At 62.5% G+C, this 22,612-nt stretch carries 24 protein-coding genes and 1 riboswitch; of the genes, 16 read left to right on the forward strand and 8 right to left on the reverse strand.

Annotation, left to right across the window (positions count from 1 at the left end):
- Nucleotides 1–224 precede the first annotated feature (224 nt).
- The gene (locus tag HMPREF2912_RS03940) at nucleotides 225–2,414 is read left to right on the forward strand and encodes a YhgE/Pip domain-containing protein (RefSeq protein WP_070683313.1); all 2,190 of its coding nucleotides are present in this window, start codon (nucleotides 225–227) and stop codon (nucleotides 2,412–2,414) included.
- Here the strand turns inward: HMPREF2912_RS03940 and HMPREF2912_RS03945 are convergent.
- The 6 genes from HMPREF2912_RS03945 to thiC all read right to left on the reverse strand — a co-directional run bounded on the left by HMPREF2912_RS03945 (nucleotide 2,411) and on the right by thiC (nucleotide 8,056).
- Nucleotides 2,411–3,469, reverse strand: coding sequence for a ThiF family adenylyltransferase (locus HMPREF2912_RS03945; RefSeq protein WP_070683315.1), 1,059 nt, complete (start codon nucleotides 3,467–3,469; stop codon nucleotides 2,411–2,413). The two genes, HMPREF2912_RS03940 and HMPREF2912_RS03945, sit on opposite strands and share 4 nt — an antisense overlap.
- 25 nt (nucleotides 3,470–3,494) lie before the next feature.
- The gene (locus HMPREF2912_RS03950) at nucleotides 3,495–4,274 is read right to left on the reverse strand and encodes a thiazole synthase (protein WP_070683317.1); all 780 of its coding nucleotides are present in this window, start codon (nucleotides 4,272–4,274) and stop codon (nucleotides 3,495–3,497) included.
- Nucleotides 4,275–4,472 (reverse strand): sulfur carrier protein ThiS, encoded by a 198-nt coding sequence (gene thiS, locus HMPREF2912_RS03955; RefSeq protein WP_070565554.1) that lies wholly within the window; start codon nucleotides 4,470–4,472, stop codon nucleotides 4,275–4,277.
- Nucleotides 4,469–5,614 carry a glycine oxidase ThiO gene (gene thiO / locus HMPREF2912_RS03960; RefSeq protein WP_070683319.1) on the reverse strand — a complete coding sequence of 382 codons (1,146 nt, stop codon included), beginning with the start codon at nucleotides 5,612–5,614 and terminating at the stop codon, nucleotides 4,469–4,471. Before thiO ends, thiS begins: the two co-directional genes overlap by 4 nt.
- Complete coding sequence (locus HMPREF2912_RS03965) at nucleotides 5,611–6,261, reverse strand: thiamine phosphate synthase (protein WP_070683321.1); 651 nt, start codon at nucleotides 6,259–6,261, stop codon at nucleotides 5,611–5,613. Before HMPREF2912_RS03965 ends, thiO begins: the two co-directional genes overlap by 4 nt.
- Nucleotides 6,254–8,056 (reverse strand): phosphomethylpyrimidine synthase ThiC, encoded by a 1,803-nt coding sequence (thiC, locus tag HMPREF2912_RS03970; protein WP_070683323.1) that lies wholly within the window; start codon nucleotides 8,054–8,056, stop codon nucleotides 6,254–6,256. Before thiC ends, HMPREF2912_RS03965 begins: the two co-directional genes overlap by 8 nt.
- Nucleotides 8,052–8,166: riboswitch (TPP riboswitch) on the reverse strand. (Overlaps the previous gene by 5 nt.)
- Before the next feature lie 173 nt (nucleotides 8,167–8,339).
- Between thiC and rplS the strand changes: the two genes are divergently transcribed.
- The 9 genes from rplS (at nucleotide 8,340) to HMPREF2912_RS04015 (ending at nucleotide 15,599) form a co-directional block, all read left to right on the forward strand.
- Nucleotides 8,340–8,684 carry a 50S ribosomal protein L19 gene (gene rplS, locus HMPREF2912_RS03975; protein ID WP_070533187.1) on the forward strand — a complete coding sequence of 115 codons (345 nt, stop codon included), beginning with the start codon at nucleotides 8,340–8,342 and terminating at the stop codon, nucleotides 8,682–8,684.
- A gap of 229 nt (nucleotides 8,685–8,913) precedes the next feature.
- A complete protein-coding gene (gene lepB / locus HMPREF2912_RS03980; RefSeq protein ID WP_227485687.1) occupies nucleotides 8,914–9,609 on the forward strand; it encodes a signal peptidase I in 696 nt (231 codons plus the stop codon).
- Nucleotides 9,587–10,288, forward strand: coding sequence for a signal peptidase I (gene lepB / locus HMPREF2912_RS03985; protein WP_070596893.1), 702 nt, complete (start codon nucleotides 9,587–9,589; stop codon nucleotides 10,286–10,288). Before lepB (HMPREF2912_RS03980) ends, lepB (HMPREF2912_RS03985) begins: the two co-directional genes overlap by 23 nt.
- Complete coding sequence (locus HMPREF2912_RS03990; RefSeq protein WP_185963203.1) at nucleotides 10,285–10,935, forward strand: ribonuclease HII; 651 nt, start codon at nucleotides 10,285–10,287, stop codon at nucleotides 10,933–10,935. Before lepB (HMPREF2912_RS03985) ends, HMPREF2912_RS03990 begins: the two co-directional genes overlap by 4 nt.
- An 87-nt stretch (nucleotides 10,936–11,022) precedes the next feature.
- Nucleotides 11,023–11,328 carry a DUF2469 domain-containing protein gene (locus HMPREF2912_RS03995; protein WP_005528899.1) on the forward strand — a complete coding sequence of 102 codons (306 nt, stop codon included), beginning with the start codon at nucleotides 11,023–11,025 and terminating at the stop codon, nucleotides 11,326–11,328.
- Nucleotides 11,329–11,549: 221 nt separating this feature from the next.
- Nucleotides 11,550–11,987, forward strand: a complete 438-nt coding sequence (locus HMPREF2912_RS04000) for a YraN family protein (RefSeq protein WP_070683329.1) — start codon at nucleotides 11,550–11,552, stop codon at nucleotides 11,985–11,987.
- Nucleotides 11,974–13,497: a YifB family Mg chelatase-like AAA ATPase gene (locus tag HMPREF2912_RS04005; RefSeq protein WP_070562816.1), complete on the forward strand. Its 1,524-nt coding sequence runs from the start codon at nucleotides 11,974–11,976 to the stop codon at nucleotides 13,495–13,497. Before HMPREF2912_RS04000 ends, HMPREF2912_RS04005 begins: the two co-directional genes overlap by 14 nt.
- Nucleotides 13,494–14,672, forward strand: coding sequence for a DNA-processing protein DprA (gene dprA, locus HMPREF2912_RS04010; RefSeq protein ID WP_070683331.1), 1,179 nt, complete (start codon nucleotides 13,494–13,496; stop codon nucleotides 14,670–14,672). Before HMPREF2912_RS04005 ends, dprA begins: the two co-directional genes overlap by 4 nt.
- 15 nt (nucleotides 14,673–14,687) lie before the next feature.
- On the forward strand, nucleotides 14,688–15,599 hold the full coding sequence (locus HMPREF2912_RS04015; RefSeq protein WP_070683333.1) for a tyrosine recombinase XerC: 912 nt from the start codon (nucleotides 14,688–14,690) through the stop codon (nucleotides 15,597–15,599).
- Here the strand turns inward: HMPREF2912_RS04015 and HMPREF2912_RS04020 are convergent.
- A complete protein-coding gene (locus HMPREF2912_RS04020; RefSeq protein ID WP_070533171.1) occupies nucleotides 15,562–16,068 on the reverse strand; it encodes a M23 family metallopeptidase in 507 nt (168 codons plus the stop codon). The two genes, HMPREF2912_RS04015 and HMPREF2912_RS04020, sit on opposite strands and share 38 nt — an antisense overlap.
- A 393-nt stretch (nucleotides 16,069–16,461) precedes the next feature.
- Here HMPREF2912_RS04020 and rpsB point away from each other — a divergent pair, with 393 nt between their 5' ends.
- The 5 genes from rpsB to HMPREF2912_RS04045 all read left to right on the forward strand — a co-directional run bounded on the left by rpsB (nucleotide 16,462) and on the right by HMPREF2912_RS04045 (nucleotide 20,948).
- The gene (rpsB, locus tag HMPREF2912_RS04025) at nucleotides 16,462–17,289 is read left to right on the forward strand and encodes a 30S ribosomal protein S2 (protein ID WP_070533169.1); all 828 of its coding nucleotides are present in this window, start codon (nucleotides 16,462–16,464) and stop codon (nucleotides 17,287–17,289) included.
- Nucleotides 17,290–17,543: 254 nt separating this feature from the next.
- The gene (gene tsf / locus HMPREF2912_RS04030) at nucleotides 17,544–18,356 is read left to right on the forward strand and encodes a translation elongation factor Ts (protein ID WP_070596900.1); all 813 of its coding nucleotides are present in this window, start codon (nucleotides 17,544–17,546) and stop codon (nucleotides 18,354–18,356) included.
- A 244-nt stretch (nucleotides 18,357–18,600) separates the two neighbouring features.
- A complete protein-coding gene (gene pyrH / locus HMPREF2912_RS04035) occupies nucleotides 18,601–19,338 on the forward strand; it encodes a UMP kinase (protein WP_070533165.1) in 738 nt (245 codons plus the stop codon).
- Between the two features lie 70 nt (nucleotides 19,339–19,408).
- A complete protein-coding gene (gene frr / locus HMPREF2912_RS04040) occupies nucleotides 19,409–19,966 on the forward strand; it encodes a ribosome recycling factor (protein WP_070533163.1) in 558 nt (185 codons plus the stop codon).
- Nucleotides 19,967–20,093: 127 nt separating this feature from the next.
- Complete coding sequence (locus HMPREF2912_RS04045; RefSeq protein WP_180952038.1) at nucleotides 20,094–20,948, forward strand: phosphatidate cytidylyltransferase; 855 nt, start codon at nucleotides 20,094–20,096, stop codon at nucleotides 20,946–20,948.
- Between the two features lie 3 nt (nucleotides 20,949–20,951).
- On the opposite strand, the gene HMPREF2912_RS04050 is transcribed toward HMPREF2912_RS04045, so the two are convergent.
- Nucleotides 20,952–21,356: a LapA family protein gene (locus HMPREF2912_RS04050; protein WP_070683335.1), complete on the reverse strand. Its 405-nt coding sequence runs from the start codon at nucleotides 21,354–21,356 to the stop codon at nucleotides 20,952–20,954.
- Between the two features lie 93 nt (nucleotides 21,357–21,449).
- Between HMPREF2912_RS04050 and rlmN the strand changes: the two genes are divergently transcribed.
- Nucleotides 21,450–22,556 (forward strand): dual-specificity RNA methyltransferase RlmN, encoded by a 1,107-nt coding sequence (gene rlmN, locus HMPREF2912_RS04055; protein WP_070533381.1) that lies wholly within the window; start codon nucleotides 21,450–21,452, stop codon nucleotides 22,554–22,556.
- Nucleotides 22,557–22,612 lie beyond the last annotated feature (56 nt).

The following is a 22,612-nucleotide window of genomic DNA, read 5'->3' on the forward strand; positions in this document are numbered from 1 at the left end:
GCACTCGCTCGCCCGTCACAAGGGAGTGCGGGGTGATGTAATTCAGGTAGTGCGCAGCGCGGCACAACGTGACGAATGGCCATAAGTTCACAATGTCAACTTATTCGGTGGTATGTTTGTTGAAACAAATGACCTAGTGGCCTCGCTCACGTTTGCGTGTCTAGCTTAAAGGGCTGGATAAACGAATAAAGGCGGACCTCAACCATCACGCTAAGGAGACGGACATGAGCCGTGAGGCTGAATCCAACCGGGAAGCAGACGCGAATAGCGCTTCGCCCAGTCTGGTAAATGAGGGGAGTGCTGCTACCCAGAGCGCGGCAGGCCACGACAGCGAGGCCATGGGGTGGCACCGCGTCCTCGATTGGCGCCCCACGAGTACCTTGTCGCGCGTGCTCATCGTCTTCCTTCTCGTCGCACCCATCGTCATCGCCGGCACCATGATGTGGGCCATGTGGGACCCCTCCAAGTACATGCGCAACATTGACTTGGCGGTGGTGAATGAGGATGCGGGCGTCGAGAAGCAAGGCACCTACACCAACTACGGTGATCAGGTCGTGGAAGGCCTGATGGAGACGCAGTACCTGAACTTTGCCGAGGTCAACAAGGTGGACGGTGATGAGGGCCTGCTCAAGGGCAAGTACCTCATGGTCGTGACCATCCCGAAGAATTTCTCCGAGCAGGCCGTCACCATCATCAGCGATAAACCGGTCAAGCCGGAGATTCACTTCGCCACCAATGATTACTACGGCACGAATGGTTCGGTGATTTCCTCCAGCCTCATCCCGCAGGTGCAGACCAGCGTGGAGAATGCAATTTCCAAGAAGTATGCCGATCAGGTCATCGAGGGGCTGAATAAACTCAGCGATGGCCTGGGAACCGCAGCTGAGGGCGCGGGCCGGCTCGACGAGGGCGCGGGCAAGCTGCAGGAAGGCGGCGGGCGAGCGGTCGAGGGAATCGCCAAGCTGGACGCCGGTGCGGGCGATCTCAACAACGGTACGGGCCAGCTGCTCGACGGCACGACTCGTCTCAACGAGGGCGTGGGGCGCTTGAGCGGTGGTGCGGCGCAGCTGGATGATGGCGCCGCCCAGCTTGCCGACGGCTCCGACAAACTACTCGCCGGCACCGGCCGCCTGGCGGATGGCGCGGGTCAGATCGATGGCGGTGTCAATCAGCTCACCGGGATGCTCATCCCGATGCTCAAGCAGGCGCAGGTTGTGGCCCCGGCGCTGCTGCAGCTTGTCGACGTTCTCCGCGGCCTCGGCATGCACCAACAAGCCGATCAACTCTATTCCCTGGTGTCCAAGCTCGACCCGGCCGCCAGCGGAAACATGGTGGCGCAACTGGAGAAGCTTTCCGCCGGCACCGGCCAGCTCTATTACAACCTGTCCGATCCCAACTCGGAGTACCTGGGCGGCATGATGGCCCTCAATGACGGCGCGCACCGCTTGTCCGATGGATCGCAGCAGTTGCGGGCAGGCGTCGGCGAGCTGAGCAACGGTGCCGCCCAGCTGCAGGACGGAGCATCCCGCCTGCATGAGGGCACCGGCACGCTGAAGGACGGCACGAGCCAGCTGGCTGCCGGCGGCACGGAGCTCAAGGACGGCATGGACCAGCTCAAGGCAGGCTCCAATGAATTGGCCACCAAGCTTGCCGACGGCGCCGCCAAAGCCCCCTCCATCACCCAGCCGGATACGTCGGCGCAGAACATGGCCGTGCCCATCAACTTCACCTCCTCTAATCTCCACCCTGTACAGACGGTGGTCAGCCCGGTCGACCCGACCGAGAAGAACATCACGGGCGGCGCCTCCTTGCTCTTCGTGCTGGTCTTTGGGTTCCTCGTCATGCTGCTTCTGGCGATGACGTTGCCGTATTACCTGGGCCGCCGCGGAGAGGCAGTCACGAGCCCGGTGCGCGGCATCCTCGCGGCTTTCGGGGTGGTGGCGGGCCTGAACTTCCTGGTCTTGGCCTTTATGGGTCTGATGTCCTCCACCATGGGCTGGAACCCCGCCAGCTGGCCGATGATGCTGCTCGTCATCGCAGCGATTGCCGCCGTCGGCGCGGCGACCTACCAGTTCTTCCTCGTAACCTTCGGCCGTAAGATTGGTGCCGTCTTCGCAGTCGGTGCTTTTGCCTTAGGCGTCATGGTCTTCGGCGGCGTGTGGCCGGTGGCGGCTATTCCGCGGCCGCTGAGTTTGCTGCATCCTTTCCACCCGATGTCCTATGCAAAGAATGCCTTTACCCGAGCCACCGACGGTATCCACGATGGCACCTTCTGGGCGGGCATCGCGGTGCTGTTCATCGTGACGGCCCTGGCGTTGGTGGCCTCCTGCGTGATTTTCCGCGCCCGCCACCACGGCACGGCGCGCATCCTCGACGAGCACCTCTTCCGCAGGCCGGCGGTGGCCGGCGCTTAGAAATCGTGTGCTGCGAGGCCACCGGGGAGGTTGCGCAGCTCGATGCCCATGTCCGCTGCCAGATCGGCGTAGCGCAGGACAAAGCCAGCGCTTCGCCCACCGGAAGGGCAGGCCACGTAGACCAGTTCGGAAGAGCATGAAGTTAGCGCACGGCGAACGGAATCATCATCGGTAACGGTATGCCAGGGCATTGACACCGTGGCACGAGGAAAGGCGGGGTCCTCGGAGATATCAAGGAGGGCAGCGTGGCCGGTGACAAGTTCCGGCGGCAGGATGTGCCGGGCAGGTAGGGCAGTAACGAGGGGGCGGTCGGGATCGGCACCTACCCGCAGCGTGCGGAAGCTTCCGGGGAGCGCGTCGTAGGAGGTTACGCGCCCGATCATGTCTCGATGTTCCGGGAGTGCGCCGAGCGTGGCGACCGCCGCGGTGGCCATGAGCCCTGCGATCACCGATGTCGTCGCGCCCAGCACCCCGGCCGTCGAGCACTCGAGCGCCTCGCCGCTGGGCGGGGCGGGGAAGAGATCGCGCAAGCCCACCCCGCGCCCGTCGGCGGAGTCTTTCCCGGAGTGCCACAGCGCGGCTTGCCCGCCGTAGCGCAGCACGGTACCCCAGGCCAGCGGGGTAGAGGTGAGCTCGCAGGCATCGGCGACGAGGTACTTCGTGTCAAAGGTATCGGAGCCGTCGAGGACGAGGTTGGCCTCGGAACACAGGTCAAGAACGTTGGAGGAATCGAGGCGTTCCTTAAGAGCGGTGATGGTGAGCTCGGGGGCAAGCTCGCGGGCGCGCGCGGCGGCTACTTCCGCCTTGGGCTTGCCGACGTCCCCCGCACCAAACAGCACCTGCCTGTGCAGGTTGCTGATATCGACGCTATCGGAATCAATAAGAGTGATGCGCCCGATGCCTCCTGCGGCGAGCTGTTGGATAGCCGGGCAGCCCAGCCCGCCGGCGCCCACGACGAGCACGTGCGCGGCATGAAGCCGCTCCTGGGCCGCATCGCCGAAGCCGGGCAGGAGACGTTGGCGCGCGGTCCGGGCGCGTTCGGTTTCGCTGAGCATGATGTCTGTCCTTTTAAGCAGTGGGCTACAGGACCTGGTCCGCCCAGCTGGCCAGGCCTTCGAAGGTGGAGGAAGCCTGGGCGTGCTCGCGCTGTGGGATGCGCCCTGCACTTCGGGCAAGTCTGCCGGCTTCGACGGCATGGCGCATGGCGGTGGCCATCGCTTCCGGGTTCTGGCAGCGGTTGACCGCGCTGGCGAGCAGCACGCCGGAGCAGCCGAGCTCCATGGCGAGGGCGGCGTCGGAGGCGGTGCCGATGCCGGCGTCGACAAGCACGGGCACCGAGGCACGCGAACAAATGAGCTCGAGGTTGTGCGGGTTGAGAATCCCGAGACCAGTGCCGATGGGGGCGCCGAGCGGCATGACGGCCGCGGCCCCAGCATCCTCGAGGCGTTGGGCAGCCACGGGATCGTCGCTGGTATAAGCCAGCACGGTAAACCCCTCGGCGGCAAGCAGCTCGGTGGCGTCGAGGGTTTCCACGACATCGGGCAGCAGCGTGTGTTCGTCGGCGATGACCTCGACCTTGACCCACGTGGTGCCCAGAGCTTCGCGGGCCATGCGGGCGGTAAGCACGGCCTCGCGGGCCGTGCGACACCCGGCGGTATTGGGCAGGGGAGCGATGTCCAGGCGGCGCAGCAGATCGAAGACGCTCTCACCGTCGCTGGTGCCGGCATGGCGGCGCATGGCCACGGTGGTCAGCTCGGTCCCGGAGGCGAGGAGCGCGCGCTCGAGGGCCTCGTGGCTCGTGGCCCCACCGGTGCCCATGATGAGGTGGGAGGAAAAGGTGGTATCAGCGATGGTGAGCATTTAGCCTCCTTGGACAGCGGTGAGGATTTCCACGGCTGCGCCTTCAGTGAGTGGGGTGGTTTCCCATTGTGAGCGGGGGATGACCTGTTCGGCGACGGCCACCGCGGTGCCGTCAGGAGCGATGTCCTTTTCCTCCAGCAGCTGGGCGACGGTGCTGGCCGCCGTGTCATAGGGCTGGCCGTTGAGGATGAGGATCATTGTTGCTCCTTGAGGTGTCGCAGGGGATTGCAGGCTGTGAGATCAATGCTCGGTTCGGTGCCCTCGATGAGCTCGCGGGCACAGCGCGCGGCCAGTGCCGTGAGCAGGATGCCATGGCGGAAATAGCCGGTAGAGATGACGAGCCGCTCGCTGACGCGGCCAAGATAAGGAAGGTCATCCGGGGTGCCGGGGCGAGCCCCCGCGCTGGCCTCGAGGAACTCGCATTCTTCGACGGCGGGGAGGACGCGGATGGCGTCGCGAAGCAGCGCGTAGACGCCTCCGGCCTGCGCTGAGGACAGGGAATCCTCGCGGGTCGTAGCGCCGACGGCGAGGGTGCCATCGCCGCGCGGGATGAGGTAGATGGGGCGGTCCTCCACGAAGCCGCGCACCACGCGGGTCAGCAGCGGCTGCAGGTGATCCGGAACCCGCAGGCGCAGGATATCGCCGTACACCGGGCGCAGGTGCAGCGGGGACTGTTCAAGCCCCGCAGAGTCAGCCCACTCGATCTCGCGTGCCCCCAGGCCTGCTGCGAGCACCACCTGTTCAGCGTCGAACTCACCGACGGCAGTGGTGACAACCCCTGTAGTCGCATCGATCGACTGTGCCGCTGTACGGAAGAAACGCACGCCGAGTCCTTGGGCCGCGCTCAGCAGAGCAGCCGCCCATTGCCGGGGAAAGACCTGCGTGTCACCCGGGATACTGACGGCACCGGCCAGACGCGGGGACAGCAGTGGTTCCGCGCGCCGGGCTTCGCGCACGGTGATGCGCTCTACCTCCATGCCGTGGAGGGATTGATACTCGGCCAGCTCGGTGAGGTGCTGGGCATCCGCGCGATCGGCAGCGACGACGAGAGTCCCCTCGGCGCGGTAGCCGGTGGGCACCTCCGCGTGTGCGGCAACCAGATCGATAAGCTCCGGGTACCACGCGCCGGAAGCGCGCATGAGCGGGAAGAGCGGATCCTGCTGGTAGACCACCTCGGCGGCGGGGGCGAGCATGCCTCCGGCGAAGTGGGTAGCCCCGGAGGCTGGCGCCGGATCTAGCACCGTGACCTCGTGGCCCCGCGCGGCCAGTTCCACCGCGGTGGCCAGGCCGATGACACCCGCACCGACGACGATGACTGAGGAATCAGAGCTAGTACTCATCGCGCACCTTCATCGAAGCCGGACAGCAGCTTGCGGCAGTAGGCTTCCGGGTCATCGGCATGCATGATGCCGCGCACGACAGCTAGGCCGGCCACGCCGGTTGCCGCAAGATCGGCAGCATCCTCGGCGGTGACATCCCCGATGGCCACGAGCGGTACGCAGGAGAGCTTCACCAAATCCGGGTAGGCATCAAGTCCCAACGGGGTGCGGCCGGAGTCCTTCGTCGGCGTGGCGCGGAACGGGCCGCAGCCGATGTAATCAATCAGGTCTGCTACCTCATTGGCGGCCTCGACTAACTCGCGCGTGCCGGTGGTCAGCCCGATAATCGCGTCCGGCCCGAGGAGCGCGCGGGTAGCGGCCACGGGCAGATCATCCTGGCCGATATGCACGCCGTGCACCGGCTCGCCGGCGTGGCGGAGGGCGGCGGCGACGTCGACGCGGTCGTCGATAAGCACGCGCGTTTCTGGGTTGGCCTCGGCCACCGTGCGGGCTACGTCACGGCCCAAGTGGAAGAGGCCGCGGGCGGAAATCGGCTTGGAGCGCACCTGTACCACCCCGGCGCCGCCGCGCGCCGCTGCGGCAGCGATGCGCACGACGTCCTCATGCGAGCCCGCGCCCGTGACGAAGTAGCAGCGAAGATCAGGCATGTGCGGTCTCTTCTTCCTGATAGAGCTGTGAGCCCTGGGCCTTGAACTCCTCCGACATCTGCTTCTCGCCCGCGCGGGCAGCTGCCACGACCTCCGGATCGATGGCTCCCTTACCCGGGAAGCTTGGCATCCCTAGCGAATCGGAGAAGGTATCCCGGATGTCCTGGCTGATGCGCATGGAACAGAACTTCGGCCCGCACATGGAACAGAAATGTGCGGTCTTCGCCGGCTCCGCGGGCAGGGTCTCATCGTGGTAGGCCTGCGCGGTGTCCGGGTCGAGGGAAAGCGCGAACTGATCGTGCCAGCGGAACTCGAAGCGGGCCTTGCTCATCGCATCATCCCAGGCGCGTGCCCCTGGGTGGCCCTTGGCCACATCGGCCGCATGGGCGGCGAGCTTATAGGTAATCACGCCGGTCTTGACATCATCGCGGTTGGGCAGGCCCAAGTGCTCCTTCGGGGTGACGTAGCACAACATGGCCGTTCCTCCCATGGCGATGTGCGCCGCGCCAATGGCGGAGGTGATGTGGTCATAGCCCGGGGCAATATCGGTGACCAGTGGGCCTAGCGTGTAGAAGGGAGCGTCCGAAGCCCAGTCCTGCTCCAGCTCATTGTTTTCCTGAACCATGTTGAGCGGGACGTGGCCCGGGCCCTCCACCATGACCTGAACGTCATACTCCCAGGCGCGCCGGGTGAGCTCACCGATGGTCTTGAGCTCAGCGAATTGGGCGGTGTCGTTGGCATCCGCCAGCGAGCCGGGGCGCAGGCCATCGCCCAAGGAGAAGGCGACGTCGTAGCGCGCGAAAATCTCACACAGCTCATCGAAGTTCTCGTAGAGGAAGGACTCCTTGTGGTGTGCCAGGCACCAGCCCGCCATGATGGAGCCGCCGCGGGAGACGATGCCGGTGACGCGGTCCGTGGTCAGCGGGATATACGGAAGCAGGACGCCGGCGTGGATGGTCATGTAGTCCACGCCCTGCTCGCACTGCTCGATGACGGTGTCTCGGAAAATCTCCCACGTCAGGTCCTCAGCTACGCCGTTGACCTTCTCCAGCGCCTGGTAGATGGGCACGGTGCCGATGGGCACCGGCGAGTTGCGCAGGATCCACTCGCGCGTGGTGTGGATGTCATCGCCGGTGGAGAGGTCCATGACGGTATCCGCGCCCCAGCGCGTGGCCCAGCGCAGCTTCGACACCTCTTCCGCAATGGAGGATGTCACCGCGGAGTTGCCGATGTTGGCGTTGATCTTGGTGAGAAACTTCCGCCCGATGATCATCGGCTCCGACTCCGGGTGATTCACGTTATTGGGCAGGATGGCGCGGCCGCGCGCGATTTCGGAGCGCACAAACTCCGGGTCGCAGTGCTCGCGCAGGGCTACGAACTCCATCTCCTTGGTGATGATGCCCTGGCGCGCGTAATGCATCTGGGTAACGCGCTTGCCCTCCTTCGCACGCAGCGGCTGGCGACGCTCCCCCTTCCACTCCTGGGAAGCGGCACCGCGGCGCTCGGCGGAGCGGCCATCATCGGCGAGGTTGCGGGCGCGGCCCTCATACTTGTCGACGTCCTCGCGCTCCGCAATCCACTCCGCGCGCAGCGCCGGCAGGCCTACCTCTGGCTCACACTCTGGGCCCCGGGTGCGGTAGACGCGGAAAGGCTCATTCGGGCCGGTGGGGGAATCATCCAACTGAATCTCGGTCTCGGGTACCTCGAGGCCGTGCTCCCGGATGGGGGAGTAGGAGTGCTTGGGGTGGATCTCGCCGGAGTCAGAATTCTGAATGGGGGTATGGGTAGCCGTCATGGCTGCTCCTCTCTTCCTTCGCTGGTGTTAACCAGACAGGTTCAAACGGTGCAGGCGCGGTATCAGCGCCACTCTCAGCCCACTTCCCGTGGGCACCCGTGGGGTATCAGTGCGCCACCCACCTTAGAGCCCGCAACGAGGAGATGTCAGGCGTTTGGCACAATTTGTTCTGCGGGGGTGGGGTGTGGAAAGATAGCGATGTTCTGTGTAATAGGCACGAACCGGTCAGCCGCCGCGAGGTGGCGCCAGGGTCCTCTGTCTTAAACTGAAAAGGAAAACACCAATGGCAAACCTCATTGACAAGGTTGATGCAGCTTCGCTGCGCGACGATATCCCGTCCTTCCGCCCAGGCGATACCCTTGACGTCAACGTCAAGGTGATCGAGGGCTCCACCGAGCGTACCCAGCTCTTCAAGGGTGTCTGCATCCGCCGTCAGGGCGCTGGCATCCGCGAGACCTTCACCGTGCGTAAGGTTTCCTTCGGCATCGGCGTTGAGCGTACCTTCCCGGTTCACTCCCCGAACATTGCCTCCATCGAGGTAGTCCGCCGCGGCCGCGTTCGCCGCGCCAAGCTGTACTACCTGCGCGACCTGCGCGGCAAGAAGGCCCGCATCAAGGAGCGCCGCTAGTTCTAGCTGCTCTGTAGCCCTCAGCCCTTCGCTTCCACACCGATTCTTGTGGGTAAGGCGGAGGGCTTTGTGCTTTCAGCAGCCTCCGGCCGAGCCGCATACCGGGATGTCGGCGCGCATTGCTAGGATTTAGCCCGTGGAAAAAGAAAACGACATTACTGAAGGTTCCCAGGGCGTGGGGAAAGAGGCGTCGGAAAGCGCAGCACCCCCAGCTGAGGAAAAGAAGCAGATGCCTTGGTTGCTGGAGACCGCACTGGTGGTGGTTTCCGTGCTTGCGGTCGTTGGTGTTTTCCAAAACTTTGTGGGCCGGCAGTACGTCATTCCATCAGGGTCGATGGAGCCGACCTTGCATGGCTGCGAAGGCTGCAATAATGACCGCATTTTTACCGAAAAGGTCTCCTATTACGGCGACAAGAACCCAGAGCCCGGTGATGTCGTGGTGTTCAAAGGAACGCCGGACTGGGACAGGAATTGGGTATCGCCGCGTTCCGACAACCCGGTCATCCACCGAATTCAGGACGCGCTGAGCTACGTTTCGCTCACCCCACCTGATGAGAACACCCTGGTCAAGCGTGTTGTTGCTACCGGAGGCCAGACTGTGTCCTGCCAGGAGGGAGATCCTGCGGTCATGGTGGATGGCAAGCCCATCGAACAGGACTATGTGCAGGACCCGCCGACGTATCGCGTTGATGAGACCACCGGTTCTTACGCCTGTGGCGGCGCGTATTTTGGCCCCGTGACCGTGCCAGAGGGCAATATCTGGGTGATGGGAGATAACCGCACGGCTTCCGCGGATTCGCGCTATCACATGCAGGATCAGTACCAAGGAACGATCCCGCTGGAGAACGTCCGCGGCAAGGTCATGTTCATCTTCTTCCCCTTCAACCGCATTGGTGGAGTCGATGACCCGGACATCCAGTCCTAGGGGCCGCGATGTCCTCACGGCGCTAGCACTCACCTTCGTGGTGCTGGCGCTAATTCAGGCTTTAGTGGGGCGGATGTATCTCATCCCGTCTTCCTCCATGGAACCCACCCTGCATGGCTGCCCGGGGTGCACGAATGACCGCATTGCCGTGCAGAAGGTGAGCTATTACTTCAGTGATCCGCGCCCCGGAGAGGTTGTAGTCTTTGCCGGTCCGGATTCGTGGAACACGTCTTTTGAGGTCAAGCGGTCCCGCAATGTAGTGGTGCGCGGACTGCAAAACATTGGCGCCGTTGTGGGGTTGGTGCCTAATGGCGACAACATCCTGGTCAAACGCGTCATCGCTACAGGTGGCCAGACCGTGTCGTGTCAGGAAGGGGATCCGGCCGTCATGGTGGATGGCAAGCCCACTAACCAGGACTTCGTTCTGGATCCGCCGGAGATTCCGATTGATGAACGAGTGGGATCGCAAGCCTGTGGCGGCGCCTACTTCGGCCCGGTTACCGTCCCGGAAGGCCATCTGTGGGTGATGGGGGATAACCGCACGAACTCCTTGGATTCGCGCGCGCACCTCGGGGACAACCTGCAAGGCACAGTTCCTGTTGAGAACGTGCGCGGCAAGGTCGCTGCCGTGGTGGTTCCGGTCAGCCGTGCGCAGACTATCGACGACATGCCGTTATAACCGCTATGCGCCGATTGAAACAGAAGAGAACCTATGAGGTCGCGCTCTCCAATGCAGGGCTCGGTCCAGTTGCAGGGGTGGATGAAGCTGGGCGCGGGGCATGCTGCGGGCCAGTGACCATTGCCGCGTGCATCTTGCCGGAGCGCATCCTGCCCGGCTTGGAACGGCTTGATGATTCGAAGAAGCTCACGCCGGCGGCTCGGGAAAAGCTGGAGCCGCTGATTAAACGCCGCGCGTTAGCGTGGTCGGTGGTGCACGTGGGGGCGAAGGACATCGATACCTTTGGCATCCAACACGCGAATGTGTCGGGGATGCGCCGGGCGGTGGCACGACTGGGGGTCCGTCCGGGCTACGTGCTGAGCGACGCCCTCTTCGTCCCCGGTCTGCCCGCCCCGCAGCTGCCGATCATCGGTGGTGATGCCGCCGCGCGATGCATTGCGGCGGCAAGTGTCCTGGCCAAGGTGTCCCGTGATCACCTGATGATGGAGCTGGCCAAGCAGTACCCGGGATATGCCCTGGAAAGCCATAAGGGCTATGGCACGGCAGTGCATCAGGAAGCTATCGCCCGGCTGGGGGCGACTCCTGAGCACCGCATGAGCTATCGCAATGTAGCTGACGCACATGCGCGATTCCTCGCGCGCGCCTGAAGCCTTATTCAGGACGCGGGAACTAAGCTGGTGCTGATTCTGTGACACCGTGAATCCGGGTAATTGTGAGCGAAGGAGAAGCACACCGTGAGCGCTGAGGAACTCGATAACTACGAGGCTGAAGTCGAGCTGTCGCTGTACCGCGAATACCGCGATGTGGTCAGCCAATTCTCCTATGTGGTGGAGACTGAACGTAGGTTTTATCTGGCCAACGCTGTGGAGCTTATTCCGCATACGTCGGGTCCGGACGTCTACTACGAGGTCCGCATGTCTGATGCTTGGGTCTGGGATATGTACCGCTCGGCGCGTTTTGTGCGCTACGTCCGTGTAATCACCTACAAGGACGTCAATATTGAGGAGTTGGATAAGCCGGATTTTGTCCTACCGGAATAGAGCTCTAGGTAAGTGATCTAGATATAAGTGGGTGGGGAACGCCATGTTGGTGACCCCGGACTAGTTATCCACAGATTTGCGGTGGCGAGGCATTAAGTCCTCGCCACAACGCAGTTAATGGGGTGTTCTGGAAGTGCCGTAAGGGGGTGTTCGGCACGGGAATTGTCTTGTGTCGTGCTTGCGGCGTGTTGTGTACACGTTCAATTCCAAGGAGCACCATAGTGACAAGAAATCTAGCAACCACTTTGCATTCACCGACCGTGGGCCAGTGCATCCGCCCGGCGGATGCACTGGGAAAAGCGGGGGAGAAATTTGCCGCTGACTTTTATCGTGCGCGCGGGGCGCAGGTCATCGCTGCGAACGTCCACTACCGCGTGGGCGAGCTTGATCTCGTCGTGCGTGAACCCGATGGGACCATTGTCTTTTGCGAAGTCAAGACGCGGGCAAACCGCAACTTCGGCGTCGCGGAAGCGGTAACCCCACGCAAGTTAGCGCGCCTGCGCAAGGCGGCAGCGCAATGGCTGAGTGCCGTGCGGAGTGATGGGCAGGCGTTGAGCAAGGTCCGTTTCGACGTCCTCGGGCTGGTAGCCACCGGGGCGAAGTCGGGGGAGGCGTTTGAGGTGGACTACTTCCAGGGAGTCGATCATGGCTCTCGGTAGGTGCGACACGATAGCGCTGGATGGGGTCCTGGCCCGGGTGGTCACGGTGGAGGCCAACGTTGGCCCCGGGCTGCCGGGGGTTCACGTGGTGGGGCTGGGGGATGCCGCAATCTCAGAGTCGCGGGATCGCATCCGTACTGCGGTAAGCAATTCGCACTTGCCGTGGCCCAAGACGAAGGTGGTGGTGTCCATGTCACCGGCCTCGCTGCCTAAAGCAGGGGCGCACTTTGATCTCCCGATGGCCTTGGCAATTCTAGGAGCAGGCCAGGCGGAGAAGAGTCGCCTTAGCGGGGCGCTGGTTCTTGGTGAGCTGGGGTTGGACGGGCAGGTACGCCCGGTCTCCGGCATCATCCCGGCCATTCTGGCTGCGCGTTCACAGGGCTATGACACCCTGATCATTCCGGTGGGAAACGCTGCGGAAGCAGCATTGGTGTCCGGCATCACGGTACTCGTGGCTGAAACGCTGTGGGATGCTTTTGCGTGGGCGTGCGGGAGTGATTGCCTGCCGGACGCGCACCTCATTGCGCATGCGGCAGCGCCTGCGTGTGAGCAAGTCGCCGATTTCAGCGAGGTGGCAGGCCAGAAGGAAGCCAAGTGGGCGGCGGAAGTTGCCGCTGCCGGCGGCCACCACGTGATGATGGTGGGTCCACCCGGCTCCGGTAAGTCGATGATTGCCTCGCGTTTGCCGGGGATTCTGCCGCGCCTGAGCACAGAGCAAGCAGTGGAAGCCACGGCCATCCACTCGGTGGCGGGAGCCGTCGGCACCGCCATCTCACGGGCTCCGTTCATTGCGCCGCACGCTTCGGTAACGAGGGCCGCGCTGATCGGTGGCGGCTCAGGGCGCCCACGGCCAGGAGCAGTGAGCTTGGCGCACCATGGCGTGCTCTTCCTCGACGAGGTCAGTGAGGTGCCCGCGCAGGTTCTCGATAGTTTGCGCGCCCCCTTGGAAGAAGGACAGGTGCGCCTGACGCGGGCGAGCCGGGAGGTTATCTTCCCCGCCCAATTCCAACTAGTGCTGGCTGCAAATCCCTGCCGGTGTGGAGCCGAAGAACCGGCGCGTTGCGAGTGCCGCGTATCAGACAGGATGAATTACTTATCCAATCTGTCGGGGCCGCTGCGGGACCGCCTCGACATCATCGTGTCCCTGTCGGGGCAATCAGCGGTGCTCCAAGCGGAAGGTGAAGAGACCTCTGAGGTCATCGCTCAGCGCGTGGCCGCAGCCCGGGAACGCATGAAGGCGCGCTGGGAGGGCGACGGGTTGGGAAGCGTGGTCAATGGAGCAGTTCCGGCTTCATATTTGCGGCGCCACCGCCCAGCAGCGGAGTCTGCGATGATCATGCTCGCCGCCTACCTGGCGGAAGGGGAGCTGAGCCAGCGCGGGGTCGACCGTGTTCTGCGCCTAGCCTGGACGCTGGCAGACCTCGACGGCTCATCTCGCCCTGAGCTCGAGCACGTCAGCCGGGCGCTGGATCTCCGCGGGGCTGGGACGATCGAAAGGCTGGCGGCATGAGTGAGCTCAATCTATCGAGTAGCCGGCATACCTGGGCCTATCTCAATCGCGTGGTGGAGGGTCCTTCACCAACTCTTCACGGGCTGTTGACCCAATACTCGGCTGAGGAGATTGCTCGGGGAATCTACAAAGGAGAGGATTGGATTGGGCCCCTGAGGCAAGCCACGGCTTCGCGGCGTGAGTGGCTGCGGCAAGATGAAGACCTGGCTGTAGCAGAAGCGCAAGGCGCTCGGCTTATTACGCCCGCGGACGCTGAGTGGCCCGGGGAAGAGTTCTCCCGTGCCTTCGGTTTCTATCACCAAGGGGTGGTTGATGCCCCGGCAACGTTTGATGACCAAGCAGTTCCACCGCACAGTCTGTGGGTACGCGGTGGAAACCTGCGCGAAGTGGTATCTCAATCTGTGGCCCTCGTGGGCACGCGCGCGGTGAGCAGGTATGGCTGGGAGGCTGCGTCACTCTTAGCGGGTGGCCTTGCGGCTCATCAATGGACAGCGGTGTCCGGCGGAGCGGTAGGCGTTGATACGGCGATCCATGAAGCGGCCCTCGATGCGGGCGGACTGACCGTCGCCGTGGCGGCCTGCGGCATCGATATTTCTTACCCAGCGCGAAATGCGAAACTCTTTGACAGAATCGCCGAGAAAGGATGCATCGTGTCTGAGTTCGCGCCGGGCACGCGGCCGCAGCGATTCCGCTTCTTGTCCCGCAACCGCCTCGTGGCGGCGATGACAAGTGGCACTGTGGTGGTCGAAGCGGGGTTCCGCTCTGGTGCTCTTAACACGCTGAATTGGGCGGAAGCACTGGGCAGGGTTGCCATGGCCGTACCGGGGCCAATCACGACGTCTGGTTCCTTGGGGTGTCATCAACGAATTCAGGATGGGCGGGCCCAATTGGTGGCGTCTGCGGATGAAGTTCGGGGGTTGGTCGGCAAAGCAGGGGAGGTAGATGTGGTGGGGCAGTATGAGCTCGAGTTTCAGCCGACTGCTGTGCAGCGCCTGTCCCGTAATGAGCTTCGGGTGTATGACTCCACTCCACCGGAAAGCGCGGAGGAAGGCGCGAGCGCTGAGGACATCGCGGCGGCCGCGGGAATGCGGGTGGCGTTGACCATTCACCTTCTCGTGGCGATGCAGAAGATGGGGGTGATTACTCGCTCGGGGGCGATGTGGCAGCGCACCTGAGTACACTCATGAGACATGAGTGGTGCAAGTGGTAACGGTGAGCGGCACGTGGGCGGACAGCTGGACGAGGCGATCGAAGACTTCGCGGACTTCCAGCGCATCGTCCGCGGCCGTTCCGATGCGACCGTTCGCGGCTATTGCTCCGACCTGCGCTTGCTGGCGACGGAGGTTCCGGACTTCTCAGCGTTCACACTGAATTCCCTGCGCGAATGGTTGGCCCACGCCGTTTCCGAGGGCAAGTCCCGCTCCACACTGGCGCGCCGCACCGCCGCGGTGCGCGCTTTTTCCACATGGGCTGCGCGTGAAGGCTATTTAAAAACTGATGTGGCGCAGCGTCTGGCCACGCCCAAGGTAGGCAAACACTTGCCGACGGTGATGTCGCCTTCAGCGGCGGGGGAGCTGATGGGCAATGCCGTCTCCGCCGATGAAATCCATTTCCTACGCGATAGCGCCATGCTCGAATTCCTCTACGCCACTGGCGCGCGCGTGGCTGAGCTCGTCGGTCTTAACATCGGGGATATCGATGTGTCCCGGCGTACTGCCCGCGTCACAGGTAAGGGCAATAAACAGCGCGTCGTCCCGTTCGGGGATGCAGCTCACGATGCGCTTTGTGCCTGGTTGGAAACGGGCCGTCCCCAGCTTGCGGGTGATACGGACGCGGCGTTCGTGGGGACCCGCGGCGGGCGTATCGACCCCCGCCAAGTCCGCCGTGTTGTCGAGCGCGCCGCGCAAGTGACGGGAACGCCGGGTTTGACCCCGCACGGATTGCGTCACTCGGCGGCAACGCATCTGCTCGAGGGCGGAGCGGATTTGCGTATTGTCCAGGAGCTGCTCGGGCACTCTTCATTACAGACCACGCAGGTCTACACGCACGTCTCCGCCCAGCGGCTTAAGGACGTCTACGCCCGCGCCCACCCACGGGCTTGAGGCGAATGACAGGTTCCCCAAGCAAGTCCAGCGGATTGATGTAGTCCTCGCGTCCTTCAATCGCGCCCCAATGCAGTCCCGGATAGCCGTCCACGGACGGGGCGAGGGTGCCAATCACGTCTCCTTCCTGTACCCGGTCACCTTTCTTGACCCGCGCAAACACTGGTTGATAGGTCGTGCGCAGGCCGTTTCCATGGGCAATCGATAGGGCGGGTTTGCCCGCGATCGAGCCGGCGAAATACACGACGCCATCGCCGGCCGCGAGGACCACCCCGCCGACAGGCAGGTCCAGATCGACACCGCGGTGGCCCGCCATCCAGCGCTTTTCGGGAGGCTCGAAGCCGCGCAAAACACGCGAAACGACAGGTTCCCCGGTGGTGGGGTCGACGTAGGCGGCGGCTAGGGGGACGTCGACAAGCGCGGCCCAAGCACACAGCAAGACGGATACATAAAGAAGACGGTGACGCATGCCTCCAAGCCTGCGCGCTGACGCCTCTTCAGAGAAGGGGTGCAGCCGCTGTTGTGGATAACCTGTTAAAGAAGAGGCCACTGTTGCGGCAGAGGAGAAGACCGTAGAGTCATCAACAATCCTGCTGAGATAAATCAGGCCCGTCGTTTGGAATCACCGTGTGTGCAGTACTAAGCTAGCCCACAGCAGTCTGTGCTCAGGCCTAAAGGCTGGTGCATGGATTGACTACGCGCGGCGAAGCAGCCGCTTCCTGGGTTAAGGAAGAGGCAGTCTGTGGTTGACGTGGTCCCCGCAATAGTGGGGTGTTGACCAGGGCCTTCGTTGCTAGGGTGCGGAATAAAACACCGCACAATTTTTGCAAAACCGAAACAACATATAGAAAGCGAGCGAAACATGGCAGTCGTAACCATGCGCGAGCTCCTCGACGCTGGCGTCCACTTCGGTCACCAGACCCGTCGCTGGAACCCGAAGATGAAGCGCTTCATCTTCACCGACCGTAACGGCATCTACATCATCGACCTGCAGCAGACGCTGACCTACATCGATGAGGCCTTCGAGTTCGTTAAGGAAACCGTCGCACACGGCGGCACCATCCTCTTCGTTGGTACCAAGAAGCAGGCTCAGGAAGCCGTTGCTGAAGAGGCAACCCGCGTGGGAATGCCCTACGTTAACCACCGCTGGCTCGGCGGTATGCTCACCAACTTCCAGACTGTCTCCAAGCGCCTGAAGCGCATGAAGGAGCTGCAGGCTATGGATGCGGCTGAGGACGGCTACAAGGGCCGCACCAAGAAGGAAGTTCTGATGCTGACCCGTGAGCGCACCAAGCTGGAGCGCGTCCTGGGCGGTATCTCCGACATGACCAAGGCTCCGTCCGCACTGTGGATCGTTGACACCAACAAGGAGCACATCGCGGTCAAGGAAGCTCAGAAGCTGAACATCCCGGTCGTCGCCATCCTGGACACCAACTGTGATCCGGATGAGGTTGACTTCCCGATTCCGGGTAACGACGACGCCATCCGCGCTACCAAGCTGCTCTCCGGTATCATCGCCACCGCTGTGGAAGAGGGCAAGAAGGCTCGCGAGGAGCGCCAGCTGGCTCAGGCCAAGGAGGCCGCCGGCGACAGCGCTGAGAAGGACGCCCGCGACGCCGCTGAGGCCGCCGCTGCGTCTGACCCGGCTTCCGCAGAGAAGTCTGAGGACGCTGAGAAGTCCGCAGAGTAATCTGCACACCTTAAGCCCCCGTACCGCACGGCCCACAGTGTCCGCGGCGATGGGGGCTTTTTCTCACGTGTTTTCTTAGCGTGCTAAGACGCGTGGCACATTAAAGGGTTGAAAACACCACGCTGAAGGTCTTCAGATTCTTCGCTGGGGGAGCTGGCGAAAAACTAGCACCCCCTCAACGCGACGTGGTGGTAGTGATTCCGCTACGCTGTTTCAACGAATACCGTTCAATTCCAAGGAGGATCGCTCCAACTATGGCGAACTACACTGCTGCAGACGTAAAGGCATTGCGTGAGGCCACCGGCTCCGGCATGCTCGATTGCAAGAAGGCTCTCGAAGAGTCCCAGGGTGACTACGACAAGGCCGTTGAATACCTGCGCATCAAGGGCGCAAAGAACGTGTCCAAGCGCGCCGAGCGTGAGGCCACCGAGGGCCTGATCGCCGTTTCCGGCAACACGATGGTCGAGATCAACTGTGAGACCGACTTCGTGGCTAAGAACGAGGCTTTCAAGGCTTTTGCCGCCAAGATCGCTGAGGCTGCCGGTGAGGCCAAGGTCAACTCCGGTGAGGAGCTCAACAACCTGGAGATCGACGGCAAGAAGGTCTCTGAGATCGTTGACGAAGAGTCCGCAAAGACCGGCGAGAAGCTGCAGGCCCGCCGCGCAGTCACCATCGAGGGCGACAACGTTGCTGTCTACCTGCACCAGCGTTCCGCTGACCTGCCGCCGGCAGTGGGTGTCCTGGTCTCCTACGAGGGCAACGCAGAAGGCGCTCACGCAGTGGCACTGCAGATTGCGGCCATGAACGCCGAGTACCTCACCCGCGAGGACGTTCCGGCTGAGGTCGTTGAGAAGGAGCGCGAGATCGCTGAGGCCACCACCCGCGAGGAGGGCAAGCCGGAGGCAGCCCTGCCGAAGATCGTGGAAGGCCGTCTCAATGGCTTCTACAAGTCTGTGGTTCTGCTTGAGCAGGCAGCTCTGTCTGACTCCAAGAAGACCGTCAAGCAGGTCGCAGACGAGGCCGGCACCACCATCACCGGTTTCATCCGCTACGAGGTTGGCGCTTAAGCTTTACTAGAGCTTTCGTAGCTAGGGAGTATTGCTCCGTAGCTGCGGTTTCTCCCTCCTCCTCTTCATCCCTGTGGCCGCCTGGCCGGTGGGGAAGAAGCGGGGGAGGGAGTTTGCTGTTTTCTGCCGCCCCTTAGGGTGGGGGTTGTGCGCAGCTGAATATATAAGAGCGGCTTCCTATGGTTAAGATGGAACGGAATTATTCGTGCGCTTAACTGAAGCGTCGCCATGCGTGAAGGAGACGATGAAGACCGTGACTAACCCTGAACCGAAGCGAACCGGATACAAGCGAGTCATGCTGAAGCTGGGCGGTGAGATGTTCGGCGGTGGCAAGGTCGGCATCGATCCTGATGTTGTAGAAAACGTCGCCCGCCAAATCGCCGAGGTGGCCGAACAAGGAACTGAGATTGCCGTCGTTATCGGTGGCGGTAACTTCTTCCGCGGAGCGGAGCTGTCCCAGCGCGGTATGGACCGCGCTCGCTCCGACTACATGGGCATGCTGGGTACAGTCATGAACTCCCTGGCGCTGCAGGACTTCCTCAAGCAGCAGGGCATCGACTGCCGTGTGCAGACGTCCATCAACATGGCACAGATTGCGGAGCCGTATCTGCCGCTGCGCGCCGACCGCCACCTAGAAAAGGGGCGCGTGGTTATCTTTGGCGCCGGCATGGGCATGCCGTACTTCTCCACCGACACCACCGCAGCGCAGCGCGCGCTGGAGATTGGTGCAGAAGTCCTCTTCCTGGCCAAGGCTGTCGACGGCGTCTATTCCGCCGACCCGCGCACGAATCCGGACGCGGAGCTCTACTCCGAGATCACCCCGCGCGAGGTCATCGAGAAGAACCTCAAGGTGGCTGATGCTACGGCGTTCAGCCTGTGCATGGATAATAATATGCCGATTCTGGTCTTCAACCTCCTTACCGAGGGCAATATCAAGCGCGCCGTGAACGGCGAGAAGATCGGCACGCTGGTCCAGTCTTAGTACAAACGGGCCGCGACCTGCTACATTCTTTCCCAGTACTTTTGACTATTTCAAGGGAGTTGTAACCCTCATGATCGACGAGATTCAGCTCGAAGCTGAAGAGCACATGACCGCCTCGGTGGAGCACGCCCGCGAGCAGCTGATCACCATCCGCACCGGCCGCGCCAACCCAGCCATGTTTAACGGCTTGGTCGCTGAGTACTACGGTGTGCCGACCCCGATTACCCAGATGGCAACCATCTCGGTTCCTGAGCCGCGCATGCTGCTCATCAAGCCTTATGAGCAGTCCGTGATGAATGAGATTGAGAACGCAATCCGCAACTCGGATCTCGGTGTGAACCCGACCAATGATGGTCAGGTGCTGCGCGTTACTATTCCGCAGCTGACTGAGGAACGCCGCCGTGAGATGGTCAAGCTGGCTAAGAGCAAGGGTGAGGACGGCAAGATTGCTATCCGTAACATTCGCCGCCGTGCCATGGAGCAGCTGAAGAAGCTGCAGAAGGACGGCGATGCTGGCGAGGACGAGGTCATCGCTGCAGAGAAGGAAATGGAAAAGATTACTTCCGGCTACATCGAGCAGGTGGACAAGCTCGTCGCCAATAAGGAAGAGGAGCTCATGGAGGTGTAGCCTCCACACACGAGCTTTGACTTGCCGCCGCGCCAGGCACCGACCAGCACGGCGGTCTTTTCTGTGTAGAGCTTAAGCACCCACGACTACCTGAGGAGCATGCGTGAGCACTGAGCACCCGAGCCGGATGCCGAAACCCAAGAATTCCGCGGGCCGAGACATGCCCGCGGCGATTGCCGTCGGCGTCGGCTTGGGCGCGCTCGTCGTTTTTGCGGTGTGGGCCGGGCCTTTGGTGTGGTATCTCGTCGTCGCCACCGCAGTGGGCTTGGGCATGTGGGAGGTTCTCACCCGGTTGCGGGAGCACTCCTACTATGTCCCGCGCACCCTGCTGATCGTTCTTGGCCAAGCCATGGTGTGGGTCTCGTGGTTCCTCAACGCCCCGGGCCTCGTTGCGGTGTATGTGGTTGCGGTTCTGGCGCTCATGTTCGGGCGCCTCTTCCACAACGGCAGGCACCGTCCGCCAATTAACTATCTCCGTGATATGTCGATGGGCATCTTCGTGCTGACCTGGATACCCCTCTTTGGCACGTTTGCCGCGATGCTTTCGCGGGTGGAGACGCCCTTTGCTTCGGGGGCGGCGTCGATTGTCGTGTTTATGCTCTGTGTCGTCGCCTCAGACACCGGTGGCTTTATCGCCGGCGTGATGTTTGGCTCGCACCCCATGGCCCCGGCGGTCAGCCCCAAAAAATCGTGGGAAGGTTTTGCCGGTTCGGTTGTTTTCGGAACCCTTACCGGCGCGCTTTCTTTCGCATTCCTGCTTCACCACAAGCCGTGGGTGGGCGCACTGATGGGATTGGGTCTTGTCTTTTGCGCCACCCTCGGTGACTTGGTGGAATCCCAGTTCAAGCGCGAGCTAGGCATCAAGGACATGTCTGCCTTGTTGCCGGGACACGGCGGCATCATGGACCGCTTGGACGGCATGCTGCCGTCCGCGATGGTGACGTGGGTGGCAATGAGCTTCCTTACCACCCTCGCACCTTAAGGCTTAGCGGCGAGCTTGCTTGCGCACCTGGCGGCGTAGCTCGAACATGCGCCAGCCGCCTACTAGGGCCATGATGAGCGCACCGGAGATGGCGCAGATGAGGTAGGTGACGCCGGCAGGGAACTGGACGGTCCAGTTAAGGAAGTTGAGCGGTACCTGGTGCTGGTTCTGCAGGATGAAAATGATGAGGACGATGAGCAGTAGGAAGCCCACGATCAGGGCGATCCACGTGCTGGCTGCGAAGGAGCCCTTCACCTTGCCATCATTTTTCTCCGCATAGTCCGAAGTTGTCGGAACCGGCTCTACTGGCCCTTCGGTCGCGGGGGCTTCCGCGGTGTAATCATTCAGCGGCTCCTCGGCCGGAGTGCTGGTGCGGAATTCCTCAGGGGAGTTTTCTGGATTCGTCATGCATCCATTAAATAGGTTGAGATGTCACTTTCGCCACTCCAGCAGAACTTAGATTGGATAATGTGGCCGAAAACGTGGAAAATGGGCTCTATCATGGCTGAACCACTGAAACTGAATTTCTCCGCTCCGCGGCGCGGGCTACCCCCGAAGCACTTCGCGGACCTGACCGAGGCCGAGCGCATTGAGGCGCTCGCGGAACTTGGCCTGCCCAAGTTCCGGGCAAAGCAGCTGGCCAAGCACTACTACGTCCACCACACCGCCGATGTCTCTGAGATGACGGATATCCCGGCCGCCTCCCGCGAGGCGGTGCAGGAGCGTTTGTTCCCCACGCTCATGGAGCCCATTCGTCAGACCTCTACCGATGATGGGGAAACCACCAAGTCCCTGTGGCGTTTGCACGACGGCACTTTGCTGGAATCCGTGCTCATGCGCTACCCAGGGCGCGCAACATTGTGTATCTCCTCCCAGGCTGGCTGCGGCATGGCCTGCCCGTTCTGCGCCACCGGCCAGGGCGGGTTGGACCGCAACCTGTCCACCGCGGAAATCGTGGAGCAGTTTAGGCACGCTGCCCGCCTCATGGAAGAGGAGGGCGGGCGCCTAAGCAACGTTGTTTTCATGGGCATGGGTGAGCCGTTGGCTAACTACAAGCGCGTGGTTCACGCGGTGCGCCAGATTACCGGCGCTGACCTCACCGGTTTCGGCCTTTCCCAGCGCAATGTCACGGTGTCGACGGTCGGCTTGGCTCCGGCCATCCGCAAGCTCGCGGATGAGGACTTGTCCTGCACCCTCGCCGTCTCCTTGCACACCCCGGACGATGAGCTGCGCGATACCCTCGTGCCGGTCAACAACCGCTGGCCGGTTGAGGAGGTCCTCGATGCCGCTAAGTACTACGCCGACAAGTCTGGCCGCCGCGTCTCCATCGAGTACGCGCTGATCCGCGATAAGAATGATCAGGATTTCCGCGCTGACATGTTGGGCCGGAAGCTGCATGCGGCTCTGGGCTCCAAGGTTCACGTCAATGTGATCCCGCTGAACCCCACGCCGGGCTCGGAGTGGGATGCTGCCCCGAAGGCGCGCCAGGACGAGTTCGTTCGCCGCGTCATCGCGCAGGGCGTGCCGTGCACCGTGCGCGATACCAAGGGCGATGAAATTGCTGCGGCCTGTGGCCAGCTCGCCGCCGACGAGCGTGAGAGCGCTTAAGAGCTCTGCTTACAGTTTCCTAACAATAGTTTCGCCGGAGGAGAAAGCATTAATGG

The sequence above is a fragment of the Corynebacterium sp. HMSC056E09 genome, assembly GCF_001813425.1.
GTDB lineage: Bacteria > Actinomycetota > Actinomycetes > Mycobacteriales > Mycobacteriaceae > Corynebacterium > Corynebacterium hesseae.

Excerpts from the sequence above, each read along its gene's own strand:
- HMPREF2912_RS04050 (WP_070683335.1), bottom strand. The coding sequence starts at position 21,356 with ATGACGAATCCAGAAAACTCCCCTGAGGAATTCCGCACCAGCACTCCG.
- thiC (WP_070683323.1), bottom strand. The coding sequence starts at position 8,056 with ATGACGGCTACCCATACCCCCATTCAGAATTCTGACTCCGGCGAGATC.
- rpsB (WP_070533169.1), top strand. The coding sequence starts at position 16,462 with ATGGCAGTCGTAACCATGCGCGAGCTCCTCGACGCTGGCGTCCACTTC.
- HMPREF2912_RS04045 (WP_180952038.1), top strand. The coding sequence starts at position 20,094 with ATGCCGAAACCCAAGAATTCCGCGGGCCGAGACATGCCCGCGGCGATT.
- rplS (WP_070533187.1), top strand. The coding sequence starts at position 8,340 with ATGGCAAACCTCATTGACAAGGTTGATGCAGCTTCGCTGCGCGACGAT.
- lepB (WP_070596893.1), top strand. The coding sequence starts at position 9,587 with ATGACCCGGACATCCAGTCCTAGGGGCCGCGATGTCCTCACGGCGCTA.
- lepB (WP_227485687.1), top strand. The coding sequence starts at position 8,914 with ATGCCTTGGTTGCTGGAGACCGCACTGGTGGTGGTTTCCGTGCTTGCG.
- thiO (WP_070683319.1), bottom strand. The coding sequence starts at position 5,614 with ATGAGTACTAGCTCTGATTCCTCAGTCATCGTCGTCGGTGCGGGTGTC.
- dprA (WP_070683331.1), top strand. The coding sequence starts at position 13,494 with ATGAGTGAGCTCAATCTATCGAGTAGCCGGCATACCTGGGCCTATCTC.
- HMPREF2912_RS04020 (WP_070533171.1), bottom strand. The coding sequence starts at position 16,068 with ATGCGTCACCGTCTTCTTTATGTATCCGTCTTGCTGTGTGCTTGGGCC.
- rlmN (WP_070533381.1), top strand. The coding sequence starts at position 21,450 with ATGGCTGAACCACTGAAACTGAATTTCTCCGCTCCGCGGCGCGGGCTA.
- HMPREF2912_RS04015 (WP_070683333.1), top strand. The coding sequence starts at position 14,688 with ATGAGTGGTGCAAGTGGTAACGGTGAGCGGCACGTGGGCGGACAGCTG.
- tsf (WP_070596900.1), top strand. The coding sequence starts at position 17,544 with ATGGCGAACTACACTGCTGCAGACGTAAAGGCATTGCGTGAGGCCACC.
- pyrH (WP_070533165.1), top strand. The coding sequence starts at position 18,601 with ATGAAGACCGTGACTAACCCTGAACCGAAGCGAACCGGATACAAGCGA.
- HMPREF2912_RS03950 (WP_070683317.1), bottom strand. The coding sequence starts at position 4,274 with ATGCTCACCATCGCTGATACCACCTTTTCCTCCCACCTCATCATGGGC.
- HMPREF2912_RS03945 (WP_070683315.1), bottom strand. The coding sequence starts at position 3,469 with ATGCTCAGCGAAACCGAACGCGCCCGGACCGCGCGCCAACGTCTCCTG.
- HMPREF2912_RS03940 (WP_070683313.1), top strand. The coding sequence starts at position 225 with ATGAGCCGTGAGGCTGAATCCAACCGGGAAGCAGACGCGAATAGCGCT.
- HMPREF2912_RS04005 (WP_070562816.1), top strand. The coding sequence starts at position 11,974 with ATGGCTCTCGGTAGGTGCGACACGATAGCGCTGGATGGGGTCCTGGCC.
- frr (WP_070533163.1), top strand. The coding sequence starts at position 19,409 with ATGATCGACGAGATTCAGCTCGAAGCTGAAGAGCACATGACCGCCTCG.
- HMPREF2912_RS03965 (WP_070683321.1), bottom strand. The coding sequence starts at position 6,261 with ATGCCTGATCTTCGCTGCTACTTCGTCACGGGCGCGGGCTCGCATGAG.
- thiS (WP_070565554.1), bottom strand. The coding sequence starts at position 4,472 with ATGATCCTCATCCTCAACGGCCAGCCCTATGACACGGCGGCCAGCACC.